This window comes from Paenibacillus thailandensis, from assembly GCF_042685365.1.
GTDB classification, from domain to species: domain Bacteria; phylum Bacillota; class Bacilli; order Paenibacillales; family Paenibacillaceae; genus Paenibacillus_AP; species Paenibacillus_AP thailandensis.
Window position 1 is genome coordinate 73765 of sequence record NZ_JBHUMY010000011.1, and the last position, 24384, is coordinate 98148.

The window sequence follows — 24384 nt, forward strand, 5'->3', positions numbered from 1 at the left end:
TCTATCGCAGAAGTTCGAAGATTCATGAACCGACCGCGGCTGTCATAGACGCTCGATGCTGATATTATTCTATGCAGAAAGGCGACAATGGGATGAACAACGACAATCGGCCGCTCAAAAGCTACGAGTGGGTCATGCGGGATATAAAAACAAAAATGGAGGACGGCGAGTACGAACAAGGCGCAAGACTGCCTTCCGTCGAAAAGCTTGCAGTCCAATACGGAGTAGGCCGCTCGACGATTCGCGAGGCGCTGGGCGCGCTTAAGGCGCTGGGCATGCTGGACATCCGCCAAGGCGGCGGCACTTTCGTGCGGAGCGTCCGCCCGGAAGCCGAAAGCGGGACGGGAAGTCCGCTCCATCCCGGCATGCTGCAGCCGGACGTTTGGGCGGACCGCGCCCTGCCGCTGCGGCATTTGCTGGAGGTGCGCCGGGTGCTGGAGACGGGCTGCGCGGCGCTGGCCGCGACGAACCGCTCCGAGAGCGATCTTGCCTTGCTGAAGGAGCGCCTGGACGAGATGGAGCGGACGCTCGGCAACGAAGAGGCAAGCGAGCAGGCGGACGTCGGCTTTCACCGGTCGATCGCCGCGGCCACGCATAATCCCGTGCTGTCCGAACTGATGGACTCGCTCTCGAACAAGCTTCATGTCCATATGCGGGACATGCGCGCCCTCTGGTTCTACGCCGAGCGTTCCACGGCGGAACGGCTGCTCCGGGAACATGCCGCGATTTACGAAGCGATCGCGGCCGGCGACGCCAAAGCGGCGGCAGGCAAAATGGAACGGCATATCGCCAAGGTGGAGCAGGTCATCTTCGCCAACGGAGCCTCGGGCTGAACGGCCGTTAGTTCTATGCCGGCTCGGTCCCGGCTTTCGTCGGAGCAGCGCAGCTCCCGGCTCTCCGACAACGGCGCGACGGGCGAAGCGGCCGTTTCCTCCCGTCGAAGTCACTCCTTCCCGAACTTCTCTCTCGTAAAATCGATCCATGCCCGCGAAGCAAGCGACAAATACCCTTCCTTGCGCCAGACCATCGCCGGAAGCCACGGAATGACCGGGTCGACAAGGGGAACGGCCTTCACCTTCTCCGGCGCAAACGACCGGCATATCGTCTCCGGCAGCATCGATACGCCAAGACCCGCCGCCGCCATCTCCCGCAAAAAATCCCACTGCGAGCTTTCGTAAACGATCCGCGGTTCAAATCCGGCTTCCCGGCATGCCGCAATAATCCGCTCATGCAGCGCAAAACCGGCGCTGAACATCACAAACGGCTCCTCCGCCAGCTCGGCCAGCCGAACTTCATCGCGCTCCGCGATCGGATGTCCCGGATGAACGACGGCCATTATCCGTTCCGCGACAAGCGGAATCGTATGGAACGACGCTTGATCGACCGGCAGCAGCACGACCCCGGCATCCAGCTCCCCTTCCCGGATCGCTTCCTCGATTTTTTTGGCGCCTTCCTCAACCATATGGACCGCAATGCCCGGATAACGTTCCTGAAACTGCTTCATCACTTCCGGGAAAAAATTCGCCCCCGTCATCGGCGGCAAGCCGATGCGAACCGAGCCTTTGCGCAAATAAGCAAGGTCGCTCAGCTCCGTCGTCAAGCCGTCGAACAGCTGCATGATCGGCTGCGCATACCGGTAGATCGCTTCTCCGGTATCGGTCAGCTTCACCTGTTTTCCTTCCCGGACGAACACGTCCTGCCCCAGCTCGTTCTCCAGCCCCTTAATCGCCTTGCTGATCGTCGGCTGCGTGACGTGCAGCTTCTCCGCCGCTTTCGTAAAGCTGTTCTGGCGAATAATTTCGACGATATACTGCAAATGTTTAATGTCCATGACGCCCGTCCTTTATGCCATTATGGAATGTAAACGATACTGTAAATCCATTTTACCCATGCACCGCCTTGCTGTACACTACCTGATAGAGAGAAAGGAACGGGAGAGAACATGGAAAAACCTATATCGAAGCTGCTCAAGCATGAACGACTGCGTATAAAGGTCGATTTGCGCAAAATCGGATTGATCCTTCTGCAAATTGTTTTTATCGTCGCTTTGTCCCGAATCGCCGACTTCGCCGTCGAGGCGCTGCGGCTGCCCGTACCGGGCAGCATCCTCGGCATCGTGCTGCTGTTTGCCTTGTTGAAGCTGAAGGTCGTCAAGCTGTCCTGGATCGACTTGGGCGCCCAATGGCTGCTTGCGGAAATGCTTTTGTTTTTCGTTCCGTCGACGGTCGGCATCGTCAATTACGAAAGCCTTATCCGATCAAGCGGCTTAAGCCTTGCGGCCATTATCGTATCCAGCACCGTCGCCGTTATGTTATGCGCCGGATATGCGGCGCAGCTGCTATCGCGCAACCAGGCGCGCGGGGAACGGGAGGGATAAGCGATGAACGAAATGACAGGTTTCTTCTGGCTCTTGTTTACGGCTGCCGTCTATTGGGGAGCGAAACGGCTATACCGCTCGCACCCGAAAATTTATTTGACGCCGCTGCTCGTTACGCCTATTGTCGTCATTATCGCCATCAAGCTGTTCCATGTGCCTTATGACGAATACAACCGGGGCGGCCGATGGCTGACGGCCATGGTCGAGCCGGCCACGATCGCTCTTGCCGTTACGCTTTACAAGCATCTCGATATGCTGCGCAAGCATGCGGCGGTTATATTCGTCAGCGTCACCTGCGGCGCGCTTGCCGCCTTCGTCACTTCCGCCGGATTGACGGAGCTGTTCGGGCTTGGCCCCGAGCTCGTCGAAAGCATCGCTCCCCGCTCCGCCACAACCGCCATCGCGCTGCCGATCTCCGATATGATCGGGGGGCTGCCGACCATTACGGCCGTATCGACGCTGGTCACCGGGCTCGTCGGCATGATCGCCGGACCTCTTGTCGTCCGCTGGTTCCGCTTCGACAGCCCGCTTTCCCGCGGCGTCCTATTCGGAACAAGCGCCCATTCCGCCGGCATCAGCAAAGCGTTCGAATACAATGCGGCGACCGGTTCCGTAGCCGGCATCGCGATGATGATTACCGCGTTCGTAACGCTTTGCGCCGCGCCGCTTTTGATCGGCTGGTTCGTGTAACAGGCGGCTGCTTCGGCCTTGCAATCTCCAAATTTCCGCTCCGATCGTCCGTCCCCGTTGCGCGTCCCTACGAAGCGGCGCGCGCCGGGAAGTCGGAAGGCGGCTTCGTTGCTTTCGCCGTATCGGCCAGAAACACGGATATTTAACGGAAATAACCGTTTTTGTCCGCTTCCGCCGTCTTTTTGAACAACGGTATAATGAGGGATGAATCCACTTCATTCGAAAGGAAGTATGTCATGGGCAACGCAAACGTGTACAAGCTGCTTCCCGATACCCCGATTTCCGTACCCGAGCGGCCGGCGAAGCCGGTTCGTCACGCGCTCGATATGCTGGCGAGAGACTGGCAGGCGGTCTTCGGACAAGCCCCTTCTTTCGGCTCGGAAAGTTCCGCGGCCAAAGCGGTGGATTTCTCCATCGCCATCCGCTACGCTCAGCCGCAGGACGAATGCCCGGAACGGCCGGAAGCGTTCGTGATCCGTTTCCCTGCAGCCGCCGGAGACGATGCCGCGATGGTTATAGCCGCACGCGATCACTTAGGCCTCGTGTACGGCATTCTTCATTTGTCCCGCGTTTATCTCGGCGTCGACCCGTTCTGGTTCTGGGCGGATATTCCGATCTTGCCGCAATCCTCCGTCTCGATTGTTGCAACCGATTACATCTCGCCGGAAGCCGCCGTCCGATTCCGCGGATGGTTCGTCAACGACGAGGTATGTCTCATCGGCTGGAAGGACGGCTACCCTCCGACGGAGGAGGTATGGATGCCGGTATTCGAAGCGCTGCTCCGCTGCGGCGGCAACATGGTCATTCCCGGCACGGATTTGCCGAGAGACGGCATCCATTGGAAGCTGGCGTCCGAGATGGGACTATGGATCACCCATCACCATGCGGAGCCGCTTGGGGCGGAGATGTTTTTGCGTGCCTATCCGGGGAAGACGCCGAGCTACAAGGAGCATCCGGAGCTTTTCGAGAAGCTGTGGCGGGATGCGATAGAGGAACAGAAGGAGCAATCCCTCGTATGGGTATTGTCGTTCCGGGGGCAAGGCGACGCGCCGTTCTGGCAATACGATCCTTCGTTCGTGACGTCCGAATCGCGGGGCGAGATGATTAGCCGGGTCATCCGCAAGCAATACGAAATGGTGCACGAAGCGGTGCCGGAACCGGTCTGCTGCGTCGCCTTATACGGCGAAATCGCCGAATTGTACAAAGAAGGCCATATCGATCTGCCGGACGACGTCATTAAAGTATGGGCGGACAACGGCTACGGCAAAATGGTATCTCGCCGGCACGGCAATACAAACCTTAGAAAACCGGCGCTGCCGGATGCGGGCGACCGCGGCAAGCACGGGCTGTATTATCACGTCACGTTCCACGACCTTCAGGCATCCAATCATTTGACGATGTTCCCGTCATCCTCCGCTTTCGTAAACCGCGAGCTTCAGCAAGCGTTCCATGCCGGCGCTCAAGATTATTGGCTGATCAACTGCGGCAATATCCGGCAGCATGCGTACCTGCTCGACTTCATCGGCAAGCTGTGGCTAACCGGCCAAGAGGACGTAGAGCGGCATTTAGCGGACTGGATCGGCCGCCTGTTCTCCGGAGAGCATGACGGCATTGCCCGTTTGTACCGCCAATATGCCGAGCTGACGATTCGCTACGGCCCGCATGAGGATGATCGTGCCGGCGATGAATTTTACCATCATCCGGCCCGCAAAATCGTCGGCCGCTGGATACAGGGCAAGCGGGATCAGTCGGATAAGCGGCTCCATTGGGCGACCGGAGACGTCCCCTTCGCGGAACAGGTCAAATGGTTCGGACGCAAATGCGAGGAAGCGTTGCCCGGCTGGGAACAGTGGGTTGCAAGCTGCAGAGCGCTTGCCGGTCGGCTGGAGGAAAACGAGAAGATGCGCTTATACGATCAACTGCTGTTTCACGGGGAGCTGCATCGGTCCGGATGCCGCGGATTTATCGCCCTCGCCAAGGCTTACGAAGCGTTTGACGGCGGCAGCTTTGCGCTGTCGTTCGTTTATGCGACGGACGCCAAACGCGAATATGCGGAAGGGATTAAGCTCCTTTCCCGAGCCGAGCACGGAAAGTGGGAAAGATTTTATAAAGCCGACTGGCTGACGAACGTAAAAAGCACCGTATACAATATGGACACCTTGCTTAAGTTTATCCGGATGCACGGCGACAGCCCGGACTTTTTCCTCTGGTACAAGGAGTACATTATGCCGGAGACGGAGAAGTATATTTACTTGGAAAATACGCACCGCAATCCGCTCTCCGACGACGATTTGGCCGACCGGCTGCGGGAGAAGTTCAAAGCGCAAGGCATTTACCGTTAAGCCTGCAAACGACCGAACGGGCGGGCGGTGCCCGGGTGCCCGCTCGTCCCTTTGCAGGCACGGCATTTTTCGGTTCGGCTGCCGTGCCGGGTTTCGGTCATCTTGCTGCATTGCCGGTAACAAAACAACGGGCTGTCCCGCGAGTCATCTTCAATGACACTTGCGGGACAGCCCGTTTCCTATCGTATTCGCTTTTTGCTTATAAGTTCGCATTAACCTTCAAGAAGCAATTGTTCCGGATCCTCGAGCATTTCCTTCACCGTGACGAGGAAGCGGACGGCTTCCGCTCCGTCTACGATCCGGTGATCGTAAGACAATGCGATGTACATCATCGGACGGTTTTCCATTCGTTCCTGATCGATGGCAACCGGACGCCATTGAATCTTGTGCATGCCGAGAATGCCGACTTGCGGCGCGTTCAAAATCGGCGTCGACATTAGCGAACCGAACGTTCCGCCGTTCGTAATCGTAAAGCTGCCGCCCGCCAGGTCGGACAAGGCGAGCTGGTTGGCGCGAGCTTTTTTCGCCAAATCGCTGATGGAGCGTTCGATTTCGGCAAAGCTCAAGCGATCGGCGTCGCGGACGACCGGAACGACGAGTCCTTCCTTCGCCGATACGGCAATGCCGATATCGTAAAACTTCTTCACGATCAGATCTTCGCCGTCGATCTCGGCGTTCAGCAGCGGGAACTGCTTCAACGCGCCGACAACCGCTTTGGTGAAGAAGGACATAAATCCGAGGCCTACTTCATGCTTTTCCGTAAACGATTGCTTGCGGCGTTTGCGGATATCCATAATCGCCGTCATATCGACCTCGTTAAACGTCGTCAGCATCGCAGCCGTATGCTGCGCTTCCACAAGCCGCTTCGCAATCGTGGCGCGGCGGCGGGACATCCGGATACGCTCAACCGGTTTGCCTTCCGGGGATACCGAGGCAGGCGCTGCGGGAGCGGCCGAAGGTGCAGGCGCAGGCGCCGGTGCTTGTCCGGCGGCCCGAACGTCGCTGGCAAGAACGGTGCCTACCGTGCCTTTCAGCTGGGCCAGGTCGATGCCTTGCTCGCGTGCCGCTTTGCGGGCGGCAGGCGACGCGATGACGTCCTTGGAGGCTGCGGACGGTACGAATGCCGGAGCCGCGGCCGCCGTACCGGCGGCTTGCGGAGTTGGTTCGGCTGCGGACGGTGCCGGCGCTGCAGGCGTTTCCGCCGGAGCGGCTGCAGGAGCCGCTCCGCCGGCGGAGGCGCCGATCGTTCCGATCACTTCGCCAACGTTTACGGTGTCTCCTTCTTGCTTCAGAATGCCGGCGATTACGCCGCTTTCTTCCGAACTGATTTCAATATTGACTTTATCCGTTTCAAGCTCAAGCAGAACGTCGCCTTGATTGACGGAATCCCCTACCTTGACGAGCCATTTGGAAATGGAGCCTTCCGTAATCGATTCTCCCAAGCTTGGTACGATGATATCAGACATTTGCTTTTACCCCCTTGACGTATGCTTCGCCGTTTAATGCCGTGTTTACGATCCATTTTTGTTCTACTGCGTGTACGTCCGGGGAGCCTGCAGCCGGGCTGGAACGGTCCGGACGGCCGATGTAGCGCACTGCCGCTTTTTGAGGAGCAAGCTCGCGAAGCCGCGGTTCCATATACGTCCAAGCGCCCATGTTTTTCGGCTCTTCCTGTACCCATACGATTTCTTCAACGTTTTTGTACCGGTCGAACGCCGCTTTGATTTCTTTCTGAGGCAGCGGATACAGCTGCTCTACGCGCAGAATGTGCAGCCATTCCATGCCTTCCGCCGGCAACGCCTCTTCGAGATCGATCGCGACCTTGCCGCTGCACAAAATAAGCCGTTTCACTTCTTTCTCCTGCATCCCGAGTCCCGGCTGAGCCAGAACCGGCTGGAACGATCCTTCGCTGAACTGAATGGCCGGAGCCGCGGCCCGCGGATTGCGAAGCAAGCTCTTCGGCGTCATCAGAATAAGCGGACGGGCATGCTCGGTTCCAAGCTGCGCGGCTTGTCTTCTGAGCAGGTGGAAATATTGGGCCGAGCTCGACAGATGGGCGACCGTCCAGTTGTTTTCGGCCGACATCTGCAAATAACGTTCCAGGCGGGCGCTGGAATGCTCCGGACCTTGGCCTTCGAAACCGTGCGGAAGAAGAACGACCAGATTCGATTTCTCTCCCCATTTCGAACGGCTTGCCGATATAAATTGGTCGAATATGGACTGAGCCATGTTGGCGAAATCGCCGAATTGGGCTTCCCACATGACAAGCGTTTCGGGCGAAAATACGTTGTAGCCGTATTCGAACGCAAGAACGGCCGTTTCGGTGAGCGGGCTGTTGTGCACCGCGAAGGAAGCTTTCGCCTGCGGCAGCGCGTGCAGCGGCGAGAACTTCTCGCCCGTCTTGTAATCGTTAAGCATAATATGGCGATGGGCGAACGTTCCGCGCTCCGAATCTTGGCCGGTCAACCGGATCGGCGTGCCGTCCGCGAGAATCGTCGCGAACGCAAGCGTCTCGGCAAGCGCCCAATCCACCTTCTCGCCTTCGTCCAGCATCGAGCCGCGGCGCTGCAGAATGCGGGAAAGCTTCGAATATTCGGTGAAGCCTTCCGGACGCTTCAGAAGCTCCTGATTCAATTCGCGCAGCTGCTCCAGCGGCACGGCCGTCGATACCTGCAAATCCGACAGAACCGGGAAGACCGGCAGGTGATGATCGTGCGCCGCTTCTTCGCGCATTTGCTCGTAAGCCTTCTGAAGGCGTTCCGTCGAATGCCGCTTCATGGCATCGACTTGCTCTTGCGTAACGGCTCCGGCAGCCAGCAGCCGGTCCGCGTACAGCGTCGCGACCGTCGGACGGTTCCGGACTTTGCCGTAAACAAGCGGCTGGGTCGCGTCCGGATCGTCGCCTTCGTTATGGCCGTAACGGCGGTAGCCGATCAAGTCGATCACAAAATCCTTCTTAAACAGCTTCCGGTATTCGTAAGCGATCTTCACGGCCGCAATGCAGGCTTCCGGATCGTCGGCGTTGACGTGAATGATCGGAATCTCGAAGCCCTTCGCCACGTCGCTCGAATAAAGCGTCGAGCGGGAGTCTTCCGGGTTCGTCGTAAAGCCGAGACGGTTGTTGGCGATAATGTGAAGCGTTCCGCCGTTCGTATAACCGCGCAGATTGTTTAAGTTCAGCGTTTCGGTAACGACCCCTTCGCCGGGGAAAGCGGCGTCGCCGTGAACCGATATAGCCAACGCCTTGCTGAAATCTTGACGCGGGAAGCCCGGCTGCGTGCGGTCTTCTTGCGCCGCGCGGGAGAAGCCTTCCACGACCGGATCGACCACTTCAAGGTGGCTCGGGTTGTTGGCCAGCGTAATCGTCGCCTTGACTTTATCGCCGTCCTTGATCTGATGCTTCCAGCCTTGATGATATTTAACGTCCCCGGAGAAACCGAAGCTGATTTCCAGTTCGGCCGGATCGGTGACGGTAAGAGGCGGATGATAGAACTCGCCCATAATTTTCTCGTAGGGCTTATTCAGGACATGCGCAAGCACGCTTAACCGGCCGCGGTGCGCCATGCCGACCAGCACGTCTTTGGCCCCGTCCGAAACCGCCAAGCGGATCGCCGCTTCCATGGACGGCACGAGCATGTCGACGCCTTCGATCGAAAAGCGCTTCTGTCCGGCAAACGTCTTGTGCAAATAGCTCTCGAACTGTTCGACCTGGATAAGGCGTTCCAGCACCTCCGCACGTTCCTCGCGGGTCATGGAAAACGAGGATGCTTCAGCTTGGCGTGTAAGCCAGTTCAGTTCGTCTTCATCTTGAATATGTGAAAACTCATATGCGGTTTTGCTCGTATAAATTTCCGTCAGACGCTGGACCGCGTCCCAACCGTTCACAATATCGGACGGCGCGTTATCCCAAATCAGCGAAGCGGGAATCGACGCCAGATCCGCTTTCGTCAATCCGTAGGTTGCGGGATCGGTCTTGCTTGTTCCGCGCTTCTGATCTTCTTCAAGCGGATAAATATTCGCGGCCAGATGACCGTAACGGCGAATGCCGGATACCAGCTTGTGGGCGGCAATCGTCTTCTTCAGCGCCGCCGGATCGTTAAGCGCGCCGGACACGGACGCAGACCCGGAAACGGCAGCAGCCGCTCCGCCGGCCGGAGGTGCCCCCCATGCGGCAAACAGCTCGCGGAAAGTCGAATTGACGGATTCAGGATCTGACAAATATCGCTCATATTGCTCTTGCACATAGCCAAGATTGGGACCGTAATAACTGCTCCATGGCGAATCATGCCAATCATCGGTGTTCATTGCTGAAGACCTCCACTCTCTTCATGAGAAACGTAGTGACAACCAACTTCATTGTAGTTAAAAAAATAAAGCGCTTCAACTTCCATTTGAGAGGCTTTACAAGAATGATTGGAGTTGCCGGCAAGCCGCTCAAAGCAAACATTCAAAATGCTTTCAATTCTTTGCTTTTTCTTTGATTCTAACTCTTTTTTGAGAAAAAGCTATCTCGATTTGCGAATGGATCTATCTCCAAGGAGCATAATAGGCACACGAACTTTGTTTATCCCTATAAATCAATGCCTTACCGAGATTGAATTTATATCGTCCAAGCATGAAAAAAGCCCCTTCATATCATAGTATATCCATGAATAGGCCGGTTGTTATCATAGACTGACAACGGCTGGCCTATTGCGCTCCCGCCGTCGGGCGATCGGAGCTTCGAAGCGCAATGAAGGTCCGTATGATTTTGTCGAAACAGCTCAAAAAGCGGCCTATGAAGCGCTCTTACGGCGGCCCGCGAAACAAATAAAAAACCGGGTACAAGGTAATACCTTATACCCGGCTCGGTAGCCGGATCGCCAATCGAGCGCCCCCAGCATGAATCGACCCTCCCGCGTGGCAAGCAGCCGTCCAAGACGAGGCCTCTCGGCTTAAACATTCTTTCATCGCCGAGACGGCTCCCCCGGCGCTCACGCGCGATACGCGCGCTCCCGAAGCGCGAGCGGGGTCCTGCCCCCGTTCCACGGCTTCAATCGAACGCCTGCACCAATTCCGCCAATGTCCTGGTCATGACGCCGGTTGCGCCCTTGGGCTCCCAGCCTCTGGCCTTGTCGATAAAAGCGGTGCCGCCGATGTCGAGATGAACCCAGGGCAAGCCTTCGGCGAATTCGCCGATGAACAGCCCGGCCGTAATCGCCGCTCCGTACCGGCCGCTGCCGTTTTTCAAGTCCGCCGCTTCGCTTTTAAGCTGCTTCACATATTCCGGATAGGACGGAAACGCCCATATGCGCTCGCCCGCCTTCTCCCCGGCCGCGATGACTTCGCGCAGCAGACCGCCGTCGTTCGCCACCGCTCCGGTCACGTGATCGCCGAGGGCGCTGACGACCGCGCCGGTGAGCGTCGCGACATCCACCAGCTTGGTGGCTCCGCGCCGAATAGCCGCCGTCATCGCGTCCGCAAGCACGATCCGCCCTTCGGCGTCGGTGTTCACCACCTCAACGGTCAAGCCGTTCATCATCCGGATAATATCCCCGGGCTTAAAGGAGCGATGGGAAGGCATGTTCTCGGCGGCCGGAATAACGGCGATAACGTTCGCCTCGGGTTTCAGCTCGCCGATGATCCGCATCGCTCCCAACACCGCCGCGGCGCCTCCCATATCCGATATCATCTCTTCCATGCCTGCCGCCCGCTTCAGCGAGATGCCGCCCGTATCGAACGTAATTCCTTTGCCGATCAGCCCCCATGTCTGCTTGTTTCCCGGAGCGCCTTCATAATACAAAACGATCATGCGCGGCTCGTGCACGCTGCCTTTGCCGACGGCAAGCAGTCCCCCCATTCCTTGTTCGGCGGCCATCCACTCGTCGATCACTTCAATGTCCAGATCGTAATCCCGGGCCAAATCTTCCGCAAACGCGGCGAGCCGTTCGGGGGTCAGCTCATTGCCGGCCATATTCGTCAAATCCCGCGCGTAGCAGACGCCTTCGGCGTAAGCCGCGCCCCGCTTCACCCCGGACTCCAAGCCGGCTGGCGCTGCTGCCTGATTAGCGGCCGGATCGAGGACAAGATGAACGTTCTCCAGTACATGCCGCTTAGCCGCTTCCCGCTTAAGCGGCAGCCGCTCGTGCAGCGCCAGCAGCAGCCCTTCGGCCAAAGCTTGTCCGAACCTTTCGGCGCCGCAGCGGGCGATTGCGGCCGAATCGCAAATAACGGAAACGCTTGACGCTTTAATCCGCTTTAACGCCTTGGCCGCCGCTGCTGCGGAGAGCCGAAGCTCGTCGGTTCCTCCGTCGTCGGCCAGCCCCGCAAAAACAACATAGCCTGCAGAATGCAAGCCAAACGTCGGATAGGTTTCCGTCTGAGCCGTATCTCCTTTGAATATCCCTTTGGATACGGCCGTTCGAAGGGCGGCGTCGATTTCGGGCCGCACCCAAGCCGCTCCTTCCCGTTCAAGCTCCCCCGGCCCGATAAAACGCAGCACAGCGTCTATGGCTGCTGGCTGCTCTCCGTTCCATCCGTATGTAAAAGTGACGCCCATTCTTTTCTTCCTTTCCGAAACGGTCCTTGTGCAAGACATTAGCCCATTTTCAAATATGAATTCAATGCAAAACGGCTCGTCGTCAGCCGTTGACGACAGTGCCGACAGCGCCGTTAAGCCCGACTCCAAAAATTTTACCCGTTTAATCGGCTAATGGCAAATAAATCAAAAAGGACGTGCCCATATCCACCTCGCTGTCAACCCGGACAAATCCGTTATGATTGCGGATAATCCGATAGCTGACGGAGAGGCCAAGCCCCGTTCCGGATTCCTTCGTCGTAAAGAACGGATCGAAAAGCCGATTGAGCGTCGCGCGATCCATCCCTTTGCCGTTATCGCGAATCATAATTTCGACGTAACGCCCGTCAAGGCGCGTGACCAAGTCGATGCAGCCTCTGCGGTGCTCCTTTACTTCCTCGATCGCGTCCAACGCGTTTTTGACGATATTCAGTATGACCTGCTTCACCTGCTTGACATCGACGGAAACGCGCAGGTCGTCGGAGTTTCCGAAAGTCTCCATATTAATCTGGCAGTTGCGCATAAGCGCTTCGCTGTCCGCCAGCAGAACGATTTCTTTTATCAAATCGACGATGGAAATATTTTGCTTCATGGGGGCTGAAGGCTTGGACGAGTTTAAAAATTCATAGATGATATCGTTAGCCCGGTCTATCTCTGCGAGAATGATCCGCGCGTATTCTTCTTTGCCCAGCTGAACCAAAAAAGGCCGAAGCAGCTGAATAAAGCCGCGAATCGAGGTTAACGGATTGCGGATTTCGTGTGCGATGCCCGCCGAAATTCGGCCCAGGATGGCCAGCTTATCGTTTTGCAGGGCGGTTTGTTCAATTTTTTTGTACTCCGAAACGTCTTTTACGCTGACGAGAAAATCGCCTTCCAGCTGGTCGCCGTAAGTGACCGTCACCAAATAATGGCTTCCGTCCTTATCCTCCAGCTCGAAATAACGGCTGTGCCGAATCGATATTTCCTTGTACAGCCTTAAAATAATTTTCCTCTTCGAGCGGTCGAGCTGCTTGTGCCGCAAAATTTCGATCAAGTTGCAGCCGACAAGGGACCGCCGGGGAATGTCGAGCAGCTTCGCCATTTGCAAATTAATAAACGACAGAATGCCCTCGCTGTCAAACAAAGCGATGCCGCTGTCCATATGCTGCAATATGTTTTCGTATTTATTTTTAACCATTTCAAAAGACCGGTTGGATCGATACAACATCTCCCGCATTTCCGAAAATTTCTGTTCGTTCGCCCCGTCGGGCTCTTCCGCGTGCAGGCGATAGGCTACCATCGCTTCGATCAGAAAATAGACGGAGCGGTTGTACAGCTTGAGCGCTTCTTCCGTCTCGACATTGGCAACCAGTATTCGCATGCTTTCTTCATGCAAAGCAAGGAGCTCCTCGGGATCGGATCCTTGCAGCTCCTGTCCCATTCTCCGGGCCTGGTGAAGAGAAGACTCCTTGCCTTCGCGGATGTATTCCGCAAGTGCGGGGAAATAGCGTTTTTGAATCGCCAGCATGCAATAGCCTCCCCGTTGCTTATTTTGTTCTCATACTCTCTAATCATAAATTTCCAAATTCATCGGTGTCAACGGAGAATAATGTCGAACCATGTGATTCTTGCGAAGTCTTTTTCGGCTTGCGCCGCAAGGTCTTTATAACCATACGGCCGTCAAGCCGCGGCGCCGGTTTGTTCCATCGCTCCTTTAGTCGTCATCCTTGTTTCTATCTTTATCGTAGCCCTGGTTTTTGTCCTTGTTCCTATCCTTCGTTTTATCCGTTCCGTACGAAGCGTCGCCTTTGCCGTCTTCCTCGTCATCGGAATCGCGGTCCCGCCAATCGTCGTCATCGTTACGATTATTGTTCCAAGAGCGCTCTTCGCCGTCATCGTTACGGTCATTGTTCCAAGAGCGATCTTCGTCGTCATCGTTACGGTCATTGTTCCAAGAGCGCTCTTCGTCGTCGTCGTTACGGCCATTGTTCCAAGAGCGCTCTTCGTCGTCGTCGTTACGGCCGTCATCGTTTCTGTCCCAGATGCTTGAATTAGCGCCGTTATTTTTATTTCCGCTCCAGCCATTGTTGCCATTGTAGCCGTTGTTGCCGCCGTTCTTATTGCCGTTATTGTTTGGCCAATCCTTCCAGCCGTTCTTTGCAGACCCGTCCGGCTTTGACGGTTTTGCCGGCTTGGATGCGTTGTTGCCCTTGCCCTTGTCCTCATTCGCTTGGGGCGATGCCGCAGGCTTGACGGTCGAAGCTTTTGCCGGTTTCGCGGTTGCCGATGCGGGCGTTGCCGTTGCCGCGGGCGTTGACGGGGCTGCTGGCAGCTTCGTCCCTCCTTCTTCCTTGGCGGTAGCGGTAAGCCCCTCCTTCTCGACAAGCTCCTTCAGCCCTTCTCTGTTTGCCAGCTCGGAATCGGCGACAATAGCGGGAACGCCGCCGACATTCTCCGTCACTTTATCGATCGAGGCTTCTTTCAGGCTGTCGAGCCCGATATCGTAGCCTTCTTCCTTGGCGATCAGGTAGACGGCCAGCTTCCCGGACGAAACGCCAAGCTCCGTCGCGGCATCCCGCAGCTCCGTGGGCGCTTGCAGGACGACGACATTAGCCGATCCGGTCTGCTCCGTCGCTTTCGCCAACACGTCGTCCACCGACCGGTTGACGATATCGGTTATCGACGATTCAAGCTGCTCCAGAACGCTGTTCTCCTCATCCAGCAAAACGCTTGTAATAACGATGTCCTTGTTGCTCACGTCCAAATAATGAGCATCCACCATGCGGTCCATGACGGCGGCTACAACGTCGCCCACAGGTCTGCCTTTATAATCGACGCCTTCGATGATCGGCTTGCCGTCCTCATTGAGCGCCGCAAGCTCCCGGACGTTCCGGTCCTCGTCCACGCCGATCTCGATGCTTGGATTCACGTCCATGCTCAAATAAGCAACGACCGGGTGAGGGCGCTGCACGAACAGAAGCAGAGGAATAAGAATCAGCACGATGGCGGCCGCCGAGCCGGACAACCAAACGCTTTTGCCTGCCGCAAATTTGGCCGCGTACGGTTCATAGACGATCTCTTCGCCGATTCCCGGGTTTCCGGAAAGCTTGGCTTTGACGAATTGTCCGTCCGCCGTCATGACGATGATATGACTTCTATTCACTTCCATCACGACACCGCGTCTCAACATTCGATCTCCTCTCTTTCTTCGTCCTTCCCTCCGCCGACCTTCAAATAATCCCGCAAATATGGATAGGCCCCGGTCATGACGCAGCATAACGCAATAATGTATTTCCGGTTCCGTTCAATCGTTTTTCTCGAAACCCCGCAAGCATCGGTCAATTCCTTAACCGGCAGCTTGCCTTTCGTTTGCAATGCGCGCATCAGCTTCTCGTCCTCGGCTAGCGTTCTCGCGATGTCCATCAGCATCCGGCGCGAATCGGCATGCTTCGGGGAGCATTCGACAAGCTCCGCAAACGTGATGCCGTAACTTCGGAGCTCTTCGTTAAATTCTCCGATTTCCATCCGCCTTTCGTCCGCGACACGGGCAAAGTCGTAATGCTGAAGCGCACGTTTGACTTCGAGCGGATTGTACAGTTGACGCTCCTCGTCTTCCTGCTCGTACGCGCTGTAGGCCGACACGACCGCATGCCTCTGCTCTTTGCGGACGTAATCGATTAACCTTCTGCGGATAACGGTTTCGGCGAACCCGAGAAACGACTTCCCCGCGGACGGAGAATATTGGTTAATCGCTTCGTTAAACGCCATTAACGCAATGCTGAATTCGTCGTCCTTCTCCGGATTGACGTACTTTTTGCAGAAACGGCTTGCCGTTTTTAGAATAAAAGGCTTATAGCTATATATAAAATGCTCGCGCAGCTGTTCGTCGCCTTGCGCAATGCATAACACCTGTTGTTCGGGAGAGTCGTCTTTCGCCGGCTCCGTTGCCGGATCGGCGGAAGCTTTACGAAAAAACCGTTTGAACAACATCAAAATCAAAAGCTCCACCTCTTTCTATACCATTCGGCCGGCCCTCACCGCTTATGGGGGTAAGCGATAGCGGACGACTTAGAAACAAAAAAAGCCCCCTCACGGAGGCGGTGTCGGGCTCGTCTTCAACGCGCTAAAGCCGGCTCTGCTGCGGATGCCGGATATTAAGCCGACGTGCGCTTTTGCCTTAGCTTATTGCGTCTGCCGTTCAGCATGGCAAGCCTGTTCTTAAGCTCCTGCTCCCATTCCGCATCGCCGATTTGCTTCGCAAAGGTAAGCAGGTCCAGCGCTATATCAATCTGGCTGTCTACGATCTCCATCGGACTTTCGTCTTCGTTATTGACGCAGTTCTCGTATAACGACGGATGCTTCTTCTCGACGTATTCCTGAAAGTCAACCTCGGAAGCGCCGTCGCTATGGGCATATTCGGCCAATATCTCATATTCGCTTTCAACCAAGTAATGAATCTCGACACGATGGCATACCGGGCAAAACATTATCGGAACATTGTGAATGTGCGTGCGGACATGCTTTAAAGTCCCTTTCGTTCCAATCATACTGGCACCACAGCAGAAACTCATCGGGCAATCCCTCCCAAGGTTCACTAATGTATCTCACCGACAAACTTGCATGCATGGTCTGATTCACTCTATGGCTATTTTATTCGCCGCCGCAGACCCTGATTCCTTCAAGAAACTTCGACCAGACGACAAAAAGCGGCTAAAGGACCGGTACTTTAGTCCTATCATGCGCGTCTCCCGCAGCAAGTTCAAACTTGTTTCAGCTGGACGAATATATCGAATTCGCTGTCGTTGTTATCGTCTTTGTACCTATGATCGTATACTTCGAAAAACACGGCGTCGTACGGATCGTAACGGTTGTCGGCCAGCCAGCCGACGAGCTTTTCAAACGTTGATTTCAATTGATTTAACGGTCCCCTATGCGTGATTCCCGCATATTTCCCGGCCGGGATCTCGTAGGCGACCATTCCTTCCGGCACTTCGCTTAATAACTCCGTTTCCACGCCCGCTATGTAGCCATGTTCGTTTCTTTTGATCAATCCGATCGTCTCCAGCCGATTGACTCGGCCGGGTACTTCCTCCAATCTGGCGAACAAAACAGGCCATACATCCCCGGGATTGGTCGGGCTGCCGATACTTCCGACGCCCACAACCTTGCGTTTCTGAAATTCGGTTAACACGGGCTGCATTTCCACCGCACCTCCATCGGCTAATAATAACCTTCAATTTCTCGTCCTGCTTGTCTATCTTTCTTATTCGTCCCCGCCATCGCAGCTTCCTCTAGAACGAAACGGAACAAGAAACAGCCATACAAAAAAATAAACCCGCGCTTTATGAGCACGGGTTAAAATCCGGAAAAGCTTGTCTTATTTCTCAACCAGATGCTGCTCGCCCGGCCGCCAGTTCATGGGGCACAGACCGCCGGATTGCAGCGCTTGGAGGACGCGGAGCGTTTCGTCTACGCTGCGGCCGACGTCGTTGTGGTTAACGACTTGATACTTGATTTCGCCTTGCGGATCGATGATAAACAGGCCGCGAAGCGCAACGCCTTCTTCTTCGATCAGAACGCCGTAGTCGCTTGCGACTTTCTTCGTAAGGTCGGCAGCAAGCGGAAAGTTCAGCGTGCCGAGGCCGTTGTCGGCGACAGGCGTGTTGATCCAAGCGCGGTGGCTGTGCTTGCTGTCCACGCTGACGCCCAGAATTTCGGTGTTCAGCTTCTTGAACTCTTCGGCGGCAAGGCTAAGGGCCGTAATTTCCGTCGGGCATACGAACGTGAAATCCAGCGGATAGAAGAAAAGGACAAGCCATTTGCCTCTGTAATCCGAAAGAGAGACCGTACCGAATCCTTTGCCGTCACCCGTTGCCGTTTCCATCGTAAAATCCGGCGCTGGACGGCCAACCAAACGATCTGCCATATGAATGTGCCTCCTTACGATTTCTTGTTACTTACAAAAATTGTCAGCGAAACGACTTTATCCGTTAATGTAACATGTTGGCAAAAATAAAGTATTGCACAAAATTGCTTTATATAATCATTATAATTGAATAGGATTAATTATTTTTTCATGGCTGCGACGATAAGATCGCCCATTGCCGCCGTTCCGACCGCCTTGCTCTTGTCTACCGCGATGTCGCCCGTGCGGTGGCCGGCGTCAAGCACTTCCTTGACGGCGTCTTCGATCGCTTGGGCCGCTTCGTGATAGCCGAAGGACAAGCGGAACATCAAGGCGACGGACAGGATCGTGGCGATCGGGTTCGAGATGCCTTGTCCCGCAATGTCCGGAGCCGATCCGTGCACCGGCTCGTACAGGCCGAAGCTGCCTTCGCCCAGCGAAGCCGACGACAACATGCCGATGGAGCCCGTCAGCATAGCCGCTTCGTCGCTCAAAATGTCGCCGAACATGTTCTCCGTTACGATGACGTCAAAGCTCGACGGACGGCGCAGCAGCTGCATGGCGCAGTTATCGACGAGCACGTGCTCGACTTCGACGTCCGGGTATTCCGGAGCGATCCGGTTGACGACCTCGCGCCACAGGCGGCTCGTCTCCAGCACGTTGGCTTTGTCGACCGAAGCCAGCTTCTTGCGGCGCGTGCGCGCGATTTCGAACGCTTGGCGCACGATCCGTTCCACTTCATGCACGTTGTAGACGCAAGTATCGACGGCTTCTTGACCGCCCGCGCCTTCGCGGCGGAATTTCTCGCCGAAATAGATGCCGCCCGTCAGTTCCCGGACGACGATCAAGTCCGTTCCTTCCAATACTTCAGGCTTCAGCGTGGAAGCTTCCTTCAGGCAATCGAATACCGTTGCCGGGCGGATATTGGAGAACAACCCCAATTCCTTGCGGATGCCGAGCAGCCCCGTCTCGGGACGCAGCTCTTTCGGATTGTTGTCCCATTTCGGGCCGCCGACGGCGCCAAGCAGGACGGCGTCCGCTTTTTTGCAAAGGTCCAGCGTTTCTTGCGGCAGCGGGGTGCCTTTCTCGTCGATGGCGATGCCGCCGAACAGGCCGTGCTCCGTCTCGAATTGGTAACCGAACAGTTCTTCCGTTTTCTTAAGCACTTTAAGCGCTTCGCCGACCACTTCCGGCCCGATGCCGTCGCCGGCGATAACCGCGATTTTTTTTACTTCTGCCATTTGCCATACACTCCTTAACGTGTCGTGAAGTCCGCGCTTCACCTGTATTCTCATTCTATTATCATTTGTATCACATTCCCGGCGTTTAAACAAAGATATGAAAGCTATTGGCTTTATAGGCTGATCTTATAATAGATCGCAAAAAAAAATAACAGCCTTATCCCCGGACGGGGAAAGGCTGCATTTCGTAGATTCGGGTTAAATCAGGCTCATCTTGTCGCGGCGCCCGTTCGTCTTGCGCTTGTCGATGAGACGGTTAAGCGCGTCGACGTACGCGCGGGCGCTCGCTTCGAGAATGTCCGTGCTTACGCCGCGTCCGGACGCCGAAACGCCGTCCTGCAGCAGCACGACATGCACTTCGCCGAGCGCGTCTTTGCCGTGGGTGACGGACTTGATCGAATAGTCTTCCAGCTCGACCGTTTCGCCCGTCGCCTTGTCAATCGCGTTATAAATCGCGTCGACGGAGCCGTTGCCGACGGCCGCTTCCTCGCGGACGCCGCCGTCCGCCGTTACGATACGCACCGAAGCGCTTGGCGTCGACTGGTTGCCGTAGCTCACTTGAACGGTCTCCAGCTTGAACACTTCAGGCGTGTCGATCAACTTCTCTTCCAGCAGCGCGCGGATATCTTCGTCGCTGACGTCTTTTTTCCGGTCCGCAAGGTCTTTGAACTTCGCGAACGCGGCGTTGACGGCTTCGTCCGTCAATTCGTAGCCGAGATCGATCAGCTTCTCCCGGAACGCGTGGCGTCCGGAATGCTTGCCCAGCACGAGCTTCGATTCTTTCAGGCCGATCGTTTCCGGAGAGATGATCTCGTAAGTCGTTTTCTCCTTGAGCATGCCGTCCTGATGGATGCCGGATTCGTGCGCGAACGCATTGGCGCCGACGATCGCTTTATTGCCCGGTACGACCATGCCGGTCAGTCTGCTGACGAGGCGGCTCGTCTTCGCGATTTCGTTCAAGCGCAAACCCGTCTTCGCACCGAAGTAGTCGAAGCGCGTCTCCAGCGCCAGCGCAACCTCTTCCAGCGCCGTATTGCCGGCCCGCTCGCCGATGCCGTTGATCGTGCCTTCGATCTGATCGGCGCCGTTCAGCACGGCTGCCAGAGCGTTTGCCGTCGCCATGCCGAGATCGTCGTGGCAATGCGCGCTGAGCTGGATCTTGTCGATACCCGGAACCTGCTCCTTCAGCGTTTTGAAAATATGTCCGTATTCGGCCGGGTTCAAGTAACCGACCGTATCCGGAATGTTGACCACCGTCGCTCCGGCGCGAATCGCCATATCGGTTACCTGCACGAGGAAATCAAGCTCCGTGCGTCCCGCGTCCTCGGCGGAAAACTCGATTTTGTTGAAGTATTGCTTGGCGTACCGGATCGCCTTCTCGGCCGTCTCCAGCACCTGATCTTTGTCCATGCGCAGCTTGTGCTTGCGGTGGATCGGGCTGGTCGCGAGAAACAGATGGATGCACGGGTCTTCCGCGCCTTGCAGCGCTTCGCGAACGGCATCGATGTCTTGTACGCGGGAGCGGGAGAGGCCGATGACCGACGCGTTTTTGACCGCTCGGGCTACGGCGTTAACCGCCGCAAGATCGCCCGGCGACGCCGCAGGAAATCCGGCTTCGATCCGGTCGATGCCCAGCTTCTCGAGCTGAAGGGCGATTTCGACCTTCTCCTTCGTATTCAGATTAACGCCGGGGGACTGCTCCCCGTCGCGCAGCGTCGTGTCAAACATGTAAATTTTCCGCATTGCTGCCTGCACCTCCGGGAACAGAATCATCCCGGGCCGCGCATGCCTTTGGACTCCCTTCCCTCGTGGGATCGGGCGAGAAGGCCGGCGGACCGGGATCGAATTATGGGCGTTGCTTTATTCGATTACAGCGCTTTGTCGTGAACGCCGTCTTATTTCTTGATCCAGTGCATCAGCTCGCGAAGCTGCTTGCCCGTTTGCTCGATCGGATGAGCAGCCTCGTTGCGGCGGGTAGCCGTCAGCATGGCGCGGCCGGATTGGTTCTCCAGGATGAAATCGCGGGCGAAACGGCCGGATTGGATGTCTTCCAGAACGCGTTTCATCTCTTTCTTCGTTTCTTCGGTTACGATGCGAGGACCCGTTACGTAGTCGCCGTATTCAGCCGTGTTGGAGATGGAATCGCGCATCGTTGCAAGACCGCCTTCGTACATCAGGTCGACGATCAGCTTCAGCTCGTGCAAGCACTCGAAGTAAGCCATTTCCGGAGCGTAGCCCGCTTCAACAAGCGTTTCGAAACCAGCTTTTACAAGAGCGGTCGCGCCGCCGCACAGAACGGCTTGCTCGCCGAACAGGTCGGTTTCCGTTTCTTCCTTGAACGTCGTTTCGATAACTCCGGCGCGCGTGCAGCCGATGCCTTTCGCATAAGCGAGGCCGATCGCTTTCGCATTGCCCGTAGCGTCTTGCTCGATGGCGATCAAGCCCGGAACGCCGAAGCCTTCTTCATACGTACGGCGAACCATGTGGCCCGGCGATTTCGGAGCGACCAGGAATACGTCCATATCCGGACGAGGAACGATTTGGCCGAAATGTACGTTAAAGCCATGGGAGAACATGAGTGCCGCGCCTTGTTTCAGGTTCGGGGCGATCTCTTCGTTATATACTTTCGCTTGGGTTTCGTCCGGCATCAGAATTTGCACGACGTCGGCAATTTTGGTCGCTTCCGCAACGGACAATACTTCGAAGCCGTCTTGCTTCGCTTTGTCCGCGGATTTGCCCGGGCGGATGCCGATAACGACCTTCAGGCCGCTGTCGCGAAGGTTTTGCGCTTGTGCGTGGCCTTGGCTGCCGTAACCGATAATGGCGATCGTTTTTCCTTGAAGAACGTTAAGGTCTGCATCTTTTTCGTAGTACAACGTAACTGCCATGATATAATTGCCTCCTTTTATTTAACCCATTTGAGCGGGTGTTTAAGCGGAGACCCCGGTCCCGACGAATCGGGCGTTCTCCTCTTAAACTCCCGCTCAAAGCGGGGTATTGCCATGCAGCGTGCGAATAACGAAAAACTTATAAATTTTGATATTTTCAAAAAACCTAAACGACGGCGAAGCCTTAACGCGTTAACGCGCGTTGCCGCGAATAAGCGCCGTTACGCCCGTCCTCGACAGCTCCTTGATGCCGTACGGCTTCATCAGCTCGATCATGGCGTCGATTTTGTCGGTATCGCCGACGACTTGTACCATGAGCGAATGCGTGCCGATATCGACGACCGATGCGCGGAACGTCTCGACGACGCCGAGAATTTCCGGCCTTACGTTCGGCTCGGCGCTCACTTTGATCAAAGCGAGCTCGCGCGCGACCATCGGATTGGCGCTAAGATCGACGACTTTGATTACGTCGATCAGCTTGTAAAGCTGCTTCGTAATCTGCTCGAGCATCTGGTCGGTGCCCGTCGTTACGATAACCATCCGGGAGAGGCCTTGCTCCTCGCTTGCGCCGACCGTGATGCTCTCGATATTGAAGCCGCGGCGTCCGAACAAGCCGGAAACGCGCTGCAGAACGCCGGGCTGGTCATTCACTAGAACTGCAATCGTATGTTTCTTCATGTTACGCATCCCCCATGATCATTTCGTCCAGCGTGCTGCCTTGGGCAACCATCGGATAGACGTTCTCGTGCTTGCGAACGACGAACTCCACGACGACTGGACCCGGATGGGCGAGCGCCTCCTTCCAAGCTTCGCGCGCTTCTTCTTTGTTCGTCGCGCGAAGGCCTTTGACGCCGTACGCTTCGGCAAGCTTCACGAAGTCGGGGCTGCCGGCGAGGTCGATATGGCTGTACCGGTTGTCGTAAATCAGCTCCTGCCATTGGCGGACCATGCCGAGCACCTGGTTGTTAATGATCACGACTTTGACCGGAATGTTGTTGATGGCGCAGATAGCAAGCTCTTGCGCGCACATTTGCATGCCGCCGTCGCCGTTAATCGATACGACAACGCGGTCCGGGTTCGCCATCTGGGCGCCGATTGCGGACGGGAAGCCGAAGCCCATCGTGCCAAGGCCGCCGGATGTGACCCAGGAGCGCGGCTTGTTGAAGTTGTAATATTGCGCCGCCCACATCTGGTGCTGGCCGACGTCCGTCGTTACGATGGCGTCGCCGTTCGTCGTTTCATGAATGTGCTGGATGACCCATTGCGGCTTGAGCTCCGTCTCCGAATCCTCGTACGTAAACGGATATTGCGCTTTGGAAGCTTGCAGCTCCGCGCGCCATTCGTCGGCGTTCGCCGCCCAGGCCGCGCCTTGGTTCGCGAGCTCCAGAACCGTCTTCACGTCGCCGACGATCGGAATTTCCGTCGCGACGTTTTTGCCGATCTCCGCCGGGTCGATATCGATATGGACGATTTTGGCGTTTGGCGCAAAGCCGTCCAGCCGTCCCGTGACGCGGTCGTCGAAACGGGCGCCGATACAAATGAGCAGGTCGGACTTTTGAATCGCCTTGTTCGCCGTGTACGTGCCGTGCATCCCCGGCATGCCGAGCCACAGCTCATGGCCGCTCGGGAAACCGCCGAGACCAAGCAAAGTCGTCGTAATCGGAATGCCGGTCTTCGTTACGAATTGGTAAAGCTCTTCGTGGCCGCCGGAATACACGACGCCTCCTCCGGCGAGAATGAGCGGACGCTTCGCTTCGGCGATCGCTTTGTGCATCTTATCGACTTGCAGCTTGTTAGGCGTAACCGTCGGATTGTACCCGCGCAGGCTCACGTCCGTGACCGGCGTAAACAGCGTTTTGGCCGCAGATACGTCCTTCGGAATATCGATCAGTACCGGGCCTTTGCGTCCCGTATTGGCAATATGGAAAGCTTCGTGGATGACGCGCGGCAGATCCTTGACGTCGCGCACCAAGTAGCTATGTTTCGTAATCGGCATCGTAATGCCCGTAATGTCCGCTTCTTGGAAGGCATCGGTGCCGATCAGGCTCGACACGACATTGCCCGTAATGACGACAAGCGGAACGGAGTCCATGTACGCCGTCGCAATGCCCGTTACCAGGTTGGTTGCCCCGGGACCGGAGGTCGCGATGCAGACGCCTACTTTGCCGCTCGAACGGGCGTAGCCGTCGGCCGCATGGATGGCGCCTTGCTCATGGCGCGTAAGGACGTGCTGGAAATCGGAGAATCCGTGCATCGCATCGTAAATGTACAACACCGCGCCGCCCGGATAGCCGAATACGCACTCGACTCCTTCAAGCACCAAGCTGCGAAGCAGAATCTCCGAACCCGAAATCACTTCCGGCTTCATCATTTTTTCTCTTAACTCTTCTTTTGACTTTAGTGTTG

At 56.3% G+C, this 24384-nt stretch carries 19 protein-coding genes; 4 read left to right on the forward strand and 15 right to left on the reverse strand.

All coding sequences use genetic code 11. The features are described 5' to 3' along the window. Positions 1–92: 92 nt before the first annotated feature. Complete coding sequence (locus ACFSW5_RS10835) at positions 93–833, forward strand: FadR/GntR family transcriptional regulator (RefSeq protein ID WP_379272594.1); 741 nt, start codon at positions 93–95, stop codon at positions 831–833. A gap of 110 nt (positions 834–943) precedes the next feature. Here ACFSW5_RS10835 and ACFSW5_RS10840 read toward each other — a convergent pair whose 3' ends face one another. Further along, positions 944–1831, reverse strand: a complete 888-nt coding sequence (locus tag ACFSW5_RS10840) for a LysR family transcriptional regulator (protein WP_379272597.1) — start codon at positions 1829–1831, stop codon at positions 944–946. Between the two features lie 111 nt (positions 1832–1942). Between ACFSW5_RS10840 and ACFSW5_RS10845 the strand changes: the two genes are divergently transcribed. From ACFSW5_RS10845 to ACFSW5_RS10855, 3 genes are all read left to right on the forward strand, one after another. Continuing rightward, a complete protein-coding gene (locus tag ACFSW5_RS10845; RefSeq protein ID WP_379272599.1) occupies positions 1943–2377 on the forward strand; it encodes a CidA/LrgA family protein in 435 nt (144 codons plus the stop codon). 3 nt (positions 2378–2380) lie between these two features. Next, a complete protein-coding gene (locus ACFSW5_RS10850; RefSeq protein ID WP_379272602.1) occupies positions 2381–3067 on the forward strand; it encodes an LrgB family protein in 687 nt (228 codons plus the stop codon). A gap of 236 nt (positions 3068–3303) precedes the next feature. Then, complete coding sequence (locus tag ACFSW5_RS10855; RefSeq protein WP_379272604.1) at positions 3304–5409, forward strand: glycosyl hydrolase 115 family protein; 2106 nt, start codon at positions 3304–3306, stop codon at positions 5407–5409. 212 nt (positions 5410–5621) lie between these two features. On the opposite strand, the gene odhB is transcribed toward ACFSW5_RS10855, so the two are convergent. The 14 genes from odhB to ilvB form a co-directional block, all read right to left on the reverse strand. Then, complete coding sequence (gene odhB, locus ACFSW5_RS10860; protein ID WP_379272606.1) at positions 5622–6875, reverse strand: 2-oxoglutarate dehydrogenase complex dihydrolipoyllysine-residue succinyltransferase; 1254 nt, start codon at positions 6873–6875, stop codon at positions 5622–5624. Continuing rightward, positions 6868–9714 carry a 2-oxoglutarate dehydrogenase E1 component gene (locus ACFSW5_RS10865; protein WP_379272609.1) on the reverse strand — a complete coding sequence of 949 codons (2847 nt, stop codon included), beginning with the start codon at positions 9712–9714 and terminating at the stop codon, positions 6868–6870. Before ACFSW5_RS10865 ends, odhB begins: the two co-directional genes overlap by 8 nt. 727 nt (positions 9715–10441) lie before the next feature. Then, on the reverse strand, positions 10442–11947 hold the full coding sequence (locus tag ACFSW5_RS10870) for a leucyl aminopeptidase (protein WP_379272612.1): 1506 nt from the start codon (positions 11945–11947) through the stop codon (positions 10442–10444). 142 nt (positions 11948–12089) lie between these two features. Next, a complete protein-coding gene (locus ACFSW5_RS10875; RefSeq protein WP_379272617.1) occupies positions 12090–13472 on the reverse strand; it encodes an ATP-binding protein in 1383 nt (460 codons plus the stop codon). 186 nt (positions 13473–13658) lie between these two features. Then, positions 13659–15134, reverse strand: coding sequence for an anti-sigma factor domain-containing protein (locus ACFSW5_RS10880; RefSeq protein ID WP_379272620.1), 1476 nt, complete (start codon positions 15132–15134; stop codon positions 13659–13661). After that, a complete protein-coding gene (gene sigI / locus ACFSW5_RS10885; RefSeq protein ID WP_379272872.1) occupies positions 15128–15934 on the reverse strand; it encodes an RNA polymerase sigma factor SigI in 807 nt (268 codons plus the stop codon). The genes ACFSW5_RS10880 and sigI overlap by 7 nt, the downstream gene beginning before the upstream one ends. 164 nt (positions 15935–16098) lie before the next feature. Beyond that, a complete protein-coding gene (locus ACFSW5_RS10890) occupies positions 16099–16515 on the reverse strand; it encodes a hypothetical protein (RefSeq protein ID WP_379272622.1) in 417 nt (138 codons plus the stop codon). 188 nt (positions 16516–16703) lie between these two features. Then, entirely contained in the window at positions 16704–17144 is a 441-nt protein-coding gene (locus ACFSW5_RS10895; RefSeq protein ID WP_379272624.1) for a GyrI-like domain-containing protein, read from the reverse strand. A 177-nt stretch (positions 17145–17321) separates the two neighbouring features. Then, complete coding sequence (locus ACFSW5_RS10900) at positions 17322–17870, reverse strand: peroxiredoxin (protein ID WP_379272628.1); 549 nt, start codon at positions 17868–17870, stop codon at positions 17322–17324. Between the two features lie 140 nt (positions 17871–18010). Further along, positions 18011–19090 (reverse strand): 3-isopropylmalate dehydrogenase, encoded by a 1080-nt coding sequence (leuB, locus tag ACFSW5_RS10905; protein WP_379272631.1) that lies wholly within the window; start codon positions 19088–19090, stop codon positions 18011–18013. Positions 19091–19288: 198 nt separating this feature from the next. Continuing rightward, positions 19289–20833: a 2-isopropylmalate synthase gene (locus tag ACFSW5_RS10910; RefSeq protein ID WP_379272635.1), complete on the reverse strand. Its 1545-nt coding sequence runs from the start codon at positions 20831–20833 to the stop codon at positions 19289–19291. A 152-nt stretch (positions 20834–20985) separates the two neighbouring features. Further along, positions 20986–21978, reverse strand: a complete 993-nt coding sequence (gene ilvC, locus ACFSW5_RS10915; protein WP_379272638.1) for a ketol-acid reductoisomerase — start codon at positions 21976–21978, stop codon at positions 20986–20988. Between the two features lie 192 nt (positions 21979–22170). Continuing rightward, positions 22171–22656 carry an acetolactate synthase small subunit gene (ilvN, locus tag ACFSW5_RS10920; RefSeq protein ID WP_379272642.1) on the reverse strand — a complete coding sequence of 162 codons (486 nt, stop codon included), beginning with the start codon at positions 22654–22656 and terminating at the stop codon, positions 22171–22173. A 1-nt stretch (position 22657) separates the two neighbouring features. After that, on the reverse strand, positions 22658–24384 hold a 1727-nt coding region (gene ilvB, locus ACFSW5_RS10925), incomplete at its 5' end, for a biosynthetic-type acetolactate synthase large subunit (protein ID WP_379272646.1).